Source organism: Paenibacillus barcinonensis (assembly GCF_003217495.1).
GTDB lineage: Bacteria > Bacillota > Bacilli > Paenibacillales > Paenibacillaceae > Paenibacillus > Paenibacillus barcinonensis.
In genome coordinates this window covers 184,346-194,682 of the sequence record NZ_QJSW01000009.1, presented here as the reverse complement: position 1 = coordinate 194,682, position 10,337 = coordinate 184,346, and the positions used below count along the sequence as shown (strand labels likewise).

Below are 10,337 nucleotides of genomic sequence, written 5' to 3'. Positions count from 1 at the left end.
GTGGCAATTGCCGCTGTAGCGCGTGAACTGATGGGTTTTATTTGGGCGGTTGCCCGAACCATAGAACAGCCGAACGCCCAGTAATTGGTGTTGCATTCGATCGAGACGTTCGTCGCAAGGGGAAAGGGTAAAATCCGGAGCTTTAAGCCCGGGGGTTCATGGAAAGGTTCGGGAGAGAATCCACGAAGATCGTTTGCACCAAGCCCGTTAGCGGCTGGACGTGCGTTTCTAGCTTGTAGAAGCTCTCCTTGACGAAGGCATAACATGTGGTAACCAACCCACGGATAGCAGCGTGCCAACCGTCGCTCGCATATGGACCCCCGCGCTTAGGGCTTCGGGCTAAATTGCATCATTTTTGTGTTGGGCTTGACTAAAACGTTCATAGCAACGATCTCAGGAAAGCTTATTTCACCATTTTAGACAGTTTGAAACATCTAACGATCCGTACCAGCCTTATTTGACGAAACTCATGCTTCTCCATTCCAAAATCGCTAATTCACATGTAATAACATGTCTGGTGATCATTAAAATTTGAAATGTGCCGGAATCGGGTAAAAAGGTCTCTCAGAATCGTTAGCGCAGGGACAACGGGACTCGAACTGCGAATGAATCATGCCTCTAATTCGTGTGGGACTTCATCATTCCGTCCATCTTGCCTTCATCCAGTTATTCCATCGGGCACTTCCTTGGGCGCACAATTACATGCGAAATGTCGTAAATTTCAGAATGTGCACCAGCTTCGAGAAATGTGTTATTTCCTTATCCACGTCTGTCGTGTCGGTGCCTGCCATCGCTTGATTGGCTCGCAGTGTTCTGCGCGTGTTCAGCATGCCCTCAATCAGCTTCATCACCGTATTGCGACCACGATGATCTACGATCATGTACTTTTTGCGTGCATCCAGCTCAATCCATACAATGTTGTTAAAGGTCGTAAACAAATGTTTGCGGTACTGCTCCATATCCGTCTCATTGTAATGCTCGCCATAAAAAGCATAATATCCGTGAATGTGCAGCTTCTCGGCCAGCACGGGGATAAACGGATCATGTTCCAGCATGGCGTTACGTTCCATGGTTCATGCCTCCGTGAACGATCCGCAGATCTCATTTTTTGAGATCTATTCTACCATATTGTTCAGCGTATTACCTCTCAACCGCCAATTCTTCTGCCCTTCACCCAGACCACATCAATCTGCAGCTCTTCATCCAGCAAAACGATATCCGCCTGTTTTCCCTGCGTCAGGGAACCGGTACGATGCTCAATACCAAGCAGACGTGCCGGTGTCAGACTCGCTGCCCTTGACGCAGCTACCAGACTCATTCCCACTTCCTGCACGAGATAACGGAAGCCGCGTACCATGGTCAAAGTGCTTCCCGCCAAAGCACCACCTTCCTTCAGACGAGCCTCGCCGTTCTTCACGATGACAGGCAGATCCCCGATCTTGTATTCCCCATCGTGCAGCCCGGCTGCGGACATCGCATCGGTAATCAGCACAAGCTGATCATTCCCCTGCTTCAATTGAGCAAGAATCGAAATTGCGGCAGGATGCACATGAATGCCATCGGCAATCACTTCCGCACTGATTCGCGGATCACTGAGCACAGCCCCGGCCGTTCCCGGCTCACGGTGGTGCAGCGGTGTCATCGCATTAAACGTATGCACAGCATGATGTAAGCCTGCTTCTACTGCTCGCTGTACATCGTCGTAGGTTGCGTCGGTGTGACCAAGAGCGGCGGTAATGCGCTGCTCCCTCAGCCAGGAGATCACCTCCAGCGCACCCTCACGCTCTGGCGCAAGCGTCACCTGACGAATCAGACCCGGATACTGCTTCTCCCAACCCTGCAGCCAAGTCACGTCGGGAAACACAATATGATCGGGATTCTGAGCGCCCGGCCATTTTGGGCTGAAAAAAGGCCCCTCCAAATGCACGCCCTCCAGCTGTGCATATGGCATTTCCACAGAACGGTAGCGGTCTACCTCGGCCAAAACATGATCCAGACGCTCCTTAGGAGCCGTCATGGATGTCGCCAGCATCGCTGTTGTTCCCTGCGAGCTGTGAAACGACGTGATCTTGTCCAGCACCTTCGGGCTTGCATCCATGAAATCTTCTCCGTTGCCGCCGTGCACATGAATATCAATAAAGCCAGGTACGATCAGGCCCGACCCTTTAGCTGGAAGCGCGCCTGCTTCTCGCCGAATGGCTTCAGGCAGCCCCTCGGGTATGCCAGCATATACAATCTTATCGGCGCGCCAGGCGATCAGACCATCCTCCAACAGTTCATTCGGAAGCAGCAGCCTGCCGCGGAGCAAGGTTAATTTTTTTCCCAACTCGCCACCGGCTTTACGGGCTTTGGTCATCTAACCAGCCTCCCTGCGGCACGATCCAGCAGCACAACCACATTCGGATGACATTGCAGCAAGGATGCCGGGCAGGAGGTTGTAATTGGACCCATAAACGCTTCGCGAATAATCTCGGCCTTCTCTTCGCCACGGGCAATGAGCAGAATTTGTTTTGCTTTTAAAATAGAACCGACTCCCATCGTAATCGCTTGCGCTGGAACTTCGTCGATGCTGTCAAAAAAACGTGCATTGGCTTTTCTCGTCTCTTCCTTCAAATCCACCACATGGGTGCGACCAGTTAATTCCGTTCCTGGCTCATTAAAACCGATATGACCATTATGCCCGATGCCCAGCAATTGCAGGTCTACAGGCCCCCACTCCTCCAGGCGCTGCTCATAACTTGCACATTCCTCTGCCAGGTCTGCTGCCTCGCCATTCGGCACATTTGTACGGGACAAGTCCATATCAATATGATGAAACAGCTGCTCATTCATAAAACTGCGGTAGCTTTCACGATGCTCTGTCGGCAAGCCCACGTATTCATCCAGATTGAAGGAAGAGGCTTGGGCGAAGCTCACCAATCCCTTTTGATACATCGCAATTAACTGCTTATATATGCCTACAGGCGAGCTTCCGGTTGCAAGTCCCAATACAGCTCGTGGTTTCGTTTGCAGCAAGCTGGCGATCAGCCCTGCTCCTGTTGCGTTTAAGTCTTCTTCATTTTCAAAAATACGAATATTCATCTGTCAAGCACCTCCGGTGTGATGGAAACGATAGGACTGCACATTGTGATACGACTGCTCAAGCTTGGGTATAAATTGATCAAAATCTGCACTGACCATACCTGTGAATAAAATATCAATCACATGCAGCAACGCGATACGTGAAGCCATATCCCCGCGTCGCATTCCTTCCTCAAGCGAGGACGTAAACAGCGGGATATCTGCCGTTTCAGCCAGTGTGTTATTGCCGTAAGAGGTCAGCGATATGGTGGAAGCTCCGGCTTGCTTGGCACAGGTTAGTGCATCAATCGTTTCCGGCGTTTCCCCTGAATACGATACGGCCATCGCCACATCGCCTGCTCCTAACGAGGAAGCGGATGTAATCTGCATATGAGAATCGGAAAAGGCAGTACAGCTTTTGCCGATCCGCACCAGCTTCTGATAGAAATCCTGTGTCACGATGGACGAGGTCGCCACGCCGTACAGGTCGATGCGCCGGGCCTGACAGAGCAGCTGCACAGATTGTTCCAGCCTGCCCAGATCGAGCAGACGAGTCGTATCCGCGATAGAAGCCAGATGATTCGCTTCAATGGCCTCCACTATTTTGGATAACGAGTTGCCTGCAACAATATCCTGATAGGCCGTTTCGTTCGGTGTCTGTGACAGCTCGGCCGCAAGCTTCATTTTGAGATCGGGAAAACCTTTAAAGTGAAAGGATTTGCAAAAACGGGTCACCGTCGCCGCGCTTGTCCCGCTCAGCTCTGCCAATCGGTTGATGGTCATGCCCGGCACGTCAGACGGCGATTGCAAAATCACCTCGGCGATCCGTCTTTCCTGAGACGGCAAGTTATCTATTTCTTGCTGCAATGCATGTAAGATAGCTGCCATAAGCACCTCTTTAAATGAAAATTATTTTTACATTTTATCGAATTATAAAGAAAATTATTTTTACATCTTTATTTTAATCAAGACCCTCTCGCAGGGCAAGAGGATTTTCAGTAACATTGATTTCAGGAATGGACGACCCTAGAAAAACAAAAAAGCCTTTCCCCATGCTTCATACTGAAGGATAGAGAAAGGCTTTTGTGCTGCCACATTGAACTGCGGTTCGCAGCTAGATCTTCAGTTCTCCAAGCTTAATCAGCTCTACAACTGCCTGCGAACGACCCTTAACATTGAGTTTCTGCATCACATTGGAGATATGGTTACGCACCGTTTTCTCGCTGATGAATAACTGCCCTGCGATGTCACGCGTTGTTTTGTCCTGAACCAGCAATTCGAATACTTCGCGTTCACGGTGGGTTAACAAAAATTTGCTTTTATGATGATCGATACCCTTCAATGTTCACCCCTCCTTGCTCGGGTTGTGTTGGTGTAACAAGGTTAAGGGGATACAGTCAACTCATCTTATGTAAGGTCAGGGGTGTTGGTTCAGTTTTAGAAGAAAAATGGGCTGCTTTTTGAGCATGCATTGTCCTGATTAGGCTGATTCGTCAACTTATAACAAATATGCCCTTGCAGTGGATGCATCCCGCCGCAAAGGCACACTTGCTCATCTCGGCATCTTACCGATTCATTCGATTCATCATGCCGCCATTATGATTACGGTTCATGACACCATCACCCAGCACACCGTCACGGTGATTGGTTTCAGCCGCATTGGTCGGGAAAATACGCTCCACCATCGACTGGAATGTGTCGATCATACCGCTGACCGGTTTACCGTTACGCAGATCGGCAGCATAGTTCTCCACCTGACCTACAAAGTCTGGATTAGCGGATACGTACACATTCTCAACGTTCGGTGCAAATTGTTTGATTTTGGCTGAAATTTTGCCTTTGATCTCTTCGGGCGTGTTATCGTCGGAACTGTCCATCATACGTGGACGTTCACTTCTTGTGCCATATTGGCTCTCATTCATCGGGCGAGCTGTACCGCTCTTGGTCAGGCCACGCATCATGCCTACTGCGCCTGTGCCCATCGTGCCATAGATGCCGCGATCATTGCCCATATGGCTGCGGTCTGTTGCTGTACCGGTATTCAGTCCCGGAGCAATTCCGCTTGTGCTGTATGGAGACATGGTGCCTGATCCACCATAAACTCGCATCCCGCCCATGTCCTGATTCATACTTCCGCCGCGCATCGTGTCACTGGCATAGTTACGCATCGTGCCATTCATACGATTGCCCACATGTCCGGTTGATTTACTTCCCAGCTTGCCTGCATGTCCATTCGCTAAACGAACAGCAACGTATGCGTTACGATCCGTTAACATGACATGCGCAGATTCCACTTCCTTCATCTCTGCTATACGCTTCGCCAGCTCATCACTGGATCGCAGATCGGTAACATTGTGCATCCGGTAACTCCGCGCACGGATTCCATCCATTCCATTGGTCTCAACGCCATACCGATTGATGCCATGCGCCTGTTCACGTACACTTTGCGTGTGTAAATTGTGATCGCGATTCCCACAACCTGTCAAGCCGGCCATTACAAAAATTGCAGTAGACAATGATAACGTAATCGCTGTTGCCTTTTTGACTGTTGGCATGTAATGTTCATCCTCCAATGTGGTTGGTTTGGTTCACATAGATAGGATGCGCCTCTGGAGTTACCGATATGCTGAAAGGATATGGCACTTTAACCGGCCTGACTGGAGCTCGCGCTCACCAAAAAGCACAGTACCTGCATTTAGTGCAGAACTGTGCTTCTCCTGATTCAGCTGTCTATTTTTGACCAATTTCACTTCCTCGAAGTTGCCGTAGCAGTTGAAGATGTATCAGACTCCGAATCAACCGAGGAACGCTTTTGATCTGAAGAAGCGGATGACGCATTTTTAATGCTGGCTGGAAACTCCTCAGCTTCCTTGAGCGCTGCTGCATCCATCGCATAGGCCCACTCCCCGTCCGGGGTGATTACCCAGATCTGATCAGGCTCAGAGGATAGGGTCAGCAAACGATACACCGTAGTTGTCTCCTGCCCGTTCACCTGCTGTTCAACAGACAGTGTCGAACGGGGGATGGCTCCTTTCAATTCCGATGCTTTGCGAACGTCTTCGGCCGTCGTAAGGTTTTTGATGTTGCCAATGAGCGAGATTGCATCCTCTGCCTGAATGGGGCTGCCATTTAACGTCCAAGCGTGCTCGGATGCGGTATCTCCTTGTGCTGATGCCTTGAGCATCCAGCTCGCCGCCTCGCCCTCCCATTCCAGTGTGCGGACATTGGCTTCGTCCATATTGAACGGGGTAGTGTCCAGCAAAGAATGACGTGTAAGGGCGATATTCGTTACGGCTTCATTACCGACAGCCACCACCGGTCCTGCATCGACTCGCACATAATGTGCATCACCCGCAGGCAGCTGCTTGCCGATCACCAGTTTAAGCTCACGCCCATCCTTCACTTTGATATCCAGTGTTGTGGCTGTGCTGCCCAAGCCATACTTCTCTACATCCTTGGGCGACTCTTCCACAACCATGTCCTGATGTGCGCCGCTCAGCGCATCAAGCCAGCTGCCCATACTGTATTCGTTCAGCGGATAAGCCTTCGGCTGTGACATCTGCCAGATGCCATCTTTTCGCTCAAGGGTCGAGACAGCCCTTGAAGCATTTGCATTTGTGCCTCCGCCTGACTTATCTCCCTCGCCTTCATACAGCGTAATCGCCTGAATATCTGCTGAAGCTACACCAAGAAGCTTCGCCTGTACCGCCTCTTCTTCCCGAAAATAATTGTGATTGGCTGCATACAGCCAGCCCGCAATCAATATCACAACGACAACCATCGTTGGTATTAGCTTTTTCATACCCGTCTGCGCCTCCACCATAAGAGTACACCGATGATTACAAAGACAAGCGGGAATGCTACAATCGCCGCAAAAAAGATCGTTCGGGCCTGCTGACCATCCAGATATGCAACCTCATATCCGGCCTGAACCCGTGGTCGGATCGTCAGACCGTCTTGTTTTTCACTCAAATAATTGACGGTATTCAAAATAAAATCCCGATTACCACCATTCGTAATTTGCGAATCCTGCATGAAAATAGACGATCCCAGAATGACCGCTTTGGGCTTGCCATCCTTCGTATCCACTGCATAACCGAGTTCGACGGGACCCTGAATGTCTGCATTTTTATCATTATTCGTTTCATTTTGCAGCAGCCCGCCAATGTTCGTCTCGCCATAACTATCATTCGAGGAATGCATAAGCGGTGCCAGCTTGTATTTATCTTGCTGCTTGCTTGTCAGTGCAATCGACAGGGACAGCATCGGGTACAGCTTGTTCTGAGCAAGCTTGTCTGTGATCGCATGACTGCCATACTCCGGCACCACCCACAGCGGACCCATCGTGCTGGCCTGCTTGTTATCCACCATAACCGCATGCTCATCCACCACGCCATAATCTGCGATCAAGGCATCAATGTTTTTCCAGCCTGATTTCATATCTTCTGCAAAACCAAGGGAAATAAGCAGCTTGCCCCCCTTGCTCATATAAGTCCGAATCTCTTTCAGCTCCGCGTCACTCAGATCACGCTGCGGTCCGATAATCGCGAGCACATCTGTACCTTCCGGTACTTTACCAGCCTGATTCAGCTGTAGCTCCTCTGTGTTGATATTATTCTGTTCCAGCGAGGAGCGAAGGGTCGACATCTGATTGAGACTCAGCTCTTCATGCCCGGTCAGAAATACCATTTTGCTGGTTTCTGTAGAAGAGAGATTCAGCAGGGCCTGTGTTAGCTTCTCCTCCCCGGTAAACTGATACGACCCATCGCTTCCATCCCCGTTCGCCGTGAACAGACTGGCAATGTCGATCACTTTATGACGATCACCCTGCTCCAGCACAATCGAGCTGCCCGTGATGCCGTATTTGGAAGCAAGTGCTGGCTCCTGCGTCAAGTTGTACTGCTTCATTTGCAGCTTGCTATTACGTTTGGTATATTCCTGAACCATATCTGATACTTCACGATTCAGGACCGTGTTATTGGCATTTTCAACCGTTAATACGAGAATATTGACGTCATTCTTTACATTTTCAATCGCCGTCAGGGATTGGTCTGATAACGTATATTGCTTATTCGAGGTCAGGTCGAGCTGGAAGCCGCCAAGCGAGTTCAGGAACAGGGTCAGCAAAATAAAAATGCCAATCACCGCGACAGACAAAACGGTACTGTTGGTATGACTTAGCCATTTTTTCATCTTCTCACCTCCACCGCTTCCGTTCCACAATTTGAATGCTTAACAGTAAAAACACACCCGTAAGCGTGACATAGTATAGAACATCCGGCCCACTGAGCACCCCTTTGGTGAAGCTGTCAAAGTGATTGGTCAGCGCAAACGGATCAAGCCACTTCTGCAATGCAGACCCCGTATTACCTGCGAATGAATCAAGCATCCACAAAACGAGCAACATAATAAAACCCGCCACCGCAGACACCATCTGATGTTGGGACAATGTGGAAGCAAACAGTCCAATCGCCATCATGCTGCCGCCCAGAAAGAACAGACCGAGCGCAGATAACCAGACAGAGGTCAGGTCCAGCTTTCCATAGAACGACATAATGAACGGATACACCAGACTGCATAGAATCAATACAAGCAGTATAGCCAGGGAAGCCAGATATTTGCCGATAATAATCTCGGTCACTCGTGTTGGCGAAGTCAGCAGCAGCTCGTCCGTGCCCTGCCTGAACTCCTCTGCAACAAGTCGCATGGTCAACAATGGCACCACAAAAAGCAGCATCGACAACGTATCACCTAATACGAGGCGGTAGTCTACAATACTCGGCTGCACATATACAAAGCTTGAATAGAACAACAGACTGGTCATCAGCACATATACGGCAAAAGCAAAATAAGAAGTCGGCGACAGGAAATAAGCCTGTAGCTCCTTGGTACAGATCGCCATCATTCGTCTCATTGGCTTCCCTCCCCTGAATCGGAATCCGACATTCCACGCTCAGATGCAGTCTGAACCTCTGGGGTATGCTCATTTCCTTGAGCTTCAGTTCCTGTATCGGCTGCTGTCTCCGAAGCAGCCTCAGGTTCTGATGTCGTTAACTTCAGGAATATCTGCTCCAGACTGAGGTTCTCACGCTTCATCTCCAGAATCGGCAAGCCTGCACCGGATAAAAGATAAAAGAGCTCTTCCCGGAAATCCTCTGCCGTTTCCCCTGTGAGTCTGACTCGGACGGTTGAGGTTGTACCGGATATAGCATTTACAGCATTCTCGGATGCGTCTGAAGCAATGGATTCCGATACTGTGCCTTCTTCAGAGGCTGCTGAGAGCGAATAAGATTGAGTGGGCGTTGAGGTTAAAGAGGAGCCGGTGAGTACCTCACCATGCGCCTTCTCCCACGGTGTTAATACATCCATCAGCTGTTGCTCTGTAGCTTTCACTTCGAGTGATACCTTGAAGCGATCTCCCATCGCTGAGCCAAGTTCATGAGGCGATCCGTCCAATACAAGTTTTCCCTGATTAATGATCAGCATTCGGTTGCAAAGTGTGCTTACCTCAGGCAAAATATGTGTGCTAAGCAGCACCGTATGATTTTCACCGAGTTCCCGAATTAAATCGCGGATTTCGATAATTTGATTTGGATCAAGCCCTGAGGTCGGCTCATCCAGTACGAGCAAGTCAGGCTTATGTATAATGGCTCCTGCAAGTCCCAGACGCTGCTTGTAGCCTTTGGACAAACCACGCACCATTTGTTTTTCCCTGCCCTGCAGTCCCAGTCTGCTGACCATTTCACTGACACGCAGCTTGACCTCACGTGCTGGAACATCTCTCAGATTCGCGACAAACTTGAGATACGACTGCACCGTCATATCAGGATATAGCGGGGGTGTCTCCGGCAGATAACCAATCTTAGCGCGAACGCTGCGTCCCTGATCATGCACCGAGACACCATCGACCAGCACTGAGCCTGCCGTGGGATGTAAATAACCAGTGATCATACGCATCGTTGTCGTTTTGCCAGCACCGTTCGGCCCCAGAAAACCGACGATCTCGCCCCGTTCCATGGTGAAGTCCAGTTGGTGCACACCGCGCTGTCCTTCGTACACTTTGCTCACCTGTCTCACTTCGAGCACGTCCTTCATCCTTTCCCGTTGAAATACCCGTGCAGCAGCATGACTAACTCTACACGGAAATCATTTGTATGATACGAGATGTATCCTAGTCCTAGCTTAATTTCACTTAAAATAAACCTTAATATTTTGTGTCTAAATTGTGAACATACAATCTTATACCCACACCCCGACCTTCGGTTAAACGTACCATG

Annotated in this window: 10 protein-coding genes; all 10 read right to left on the bottom strand. The window is 49.8% G+C overall.

The window, feature by feature from the left end:
* Positions 1–698: 698 nt before the first annotated feature.
* On the bottom strand, positions 699–1,070 hold the full coding sequence (locus tag DFQ00_RS15935; RefSeq protein ID WP_110897465.1) for a hypothetical protein: 372 nt from the start codon (positions 1,068–1,070) through the stop codon (positions 699–701).
* A gap of 77 nt (positions 1,071–1,147) precedes the next feature.
* Entirely contained in the window at positions 1,148–2,356 is a 1,209-nt protein-coding gene (nagA, locus tag DFQ00_RS15930) for an N-acetylglucosamine-6-phosphate deacetylase (protein ID WP_110897464.1), read from the bottom strand.
* Entirely contained in the window at positions 2,353–3,081 is a 729-nt protein-coding gene (gene nagB, locus DFQ00_RS15925) for a glucosamine-6-phosphate deaminase (RefSeq protein ID WP_110897463.1), read from the bottom strand. The genes nagA and nagB overlap by 4 nt, the downstream gene beginning before the upstream one ends.
* 3 nt (positions 3,082–3,084) lie before the next feature.
* Complete coding sequence (locus DFQ00_RS15920) at positions 3,085–3,948, bottom strand: MurR/RpiR family transcriptional regulator (protein WP_110897462.1); 864 nt, start codon at positions 3,946–3,948, stop codon at positions 3,085–3,087.
* Between the two features lie 226 nt (positions 3,949–4,174).
* A complete protein-coding gene (locus DFQ00_RS15915) occupies positions 4,175–4,402 on the bottom strand; it encodes a helix-turn-helix domain-containing protein (protein ID WP_090919235.1) in 228 nt (75 codons plus the stop codon).
* A gap of 223 nt (positions 4,403–4,625) precedes the next feature.
* Complete coding sequence (locus tag DFQ00_RS15910) at positions 4,626–5,615, bottom strand: YhcN/YlaJ family sporulation lipoprotein (protein WP_110897461.1); 990 nt, start codon at positions 5,613–5,615, stop codon at positions 4,626–4,628.
* Positions 5,616–5,806: 191 nt separating this feature from the next.
* A complete protein-coding gene (locus DFQ00_RS15905) occupies positions 5,807–6,862 on the bottom strand; it encodes a DUF4340 domain-containing protein (RefSeq protein WP_167433744.1) in 1,056 nt (351 codons plus the stop codon).
* On the bottom strand, positions 6,859–8,253 hold the full coding sequence (locus tag DFQ00_RS15900) for a GldG family protein (RefSeq protein WP_110897459.1): 1,395 nt from the start codon (positions 8,251–8,253) through the stop codon (positions 6,859–6,861). The genes DFQ00_RS15905 and DFQ00_RS15900 overlap by 4 nt, the downstream gene beginning before the upstream one ends.
* Positions 8,254–8,257: 4 nt before the next feature.
* A complete protein-coding gene (locus tag DFQ00_RS15895) occupies positions 8,258–8,974 on the bottom strand; it encodes an ABC transporter permease subunit (RefSeq protein WP_110897458.1) in 717 nt (238 codons plus the stop codon).
* On the bottom strand, positions 8,971–10,155 hold the full coding sequence (locus DFQ00_RS15890; protein WP_110897457.1) for an ABC transporter ATP-binding protein: 1,185 nt from the start codon (positions 10,153–10,155) through the stop codon (positions 8,971–8,973). The genes DFQ00_RS15895 and DFQ00_RS15890 overlap by 4 nt, the downstream gene beginning before the upstream one ends.
* Positions 10,156–10,337: the final 182 nt, after the last annotated feature.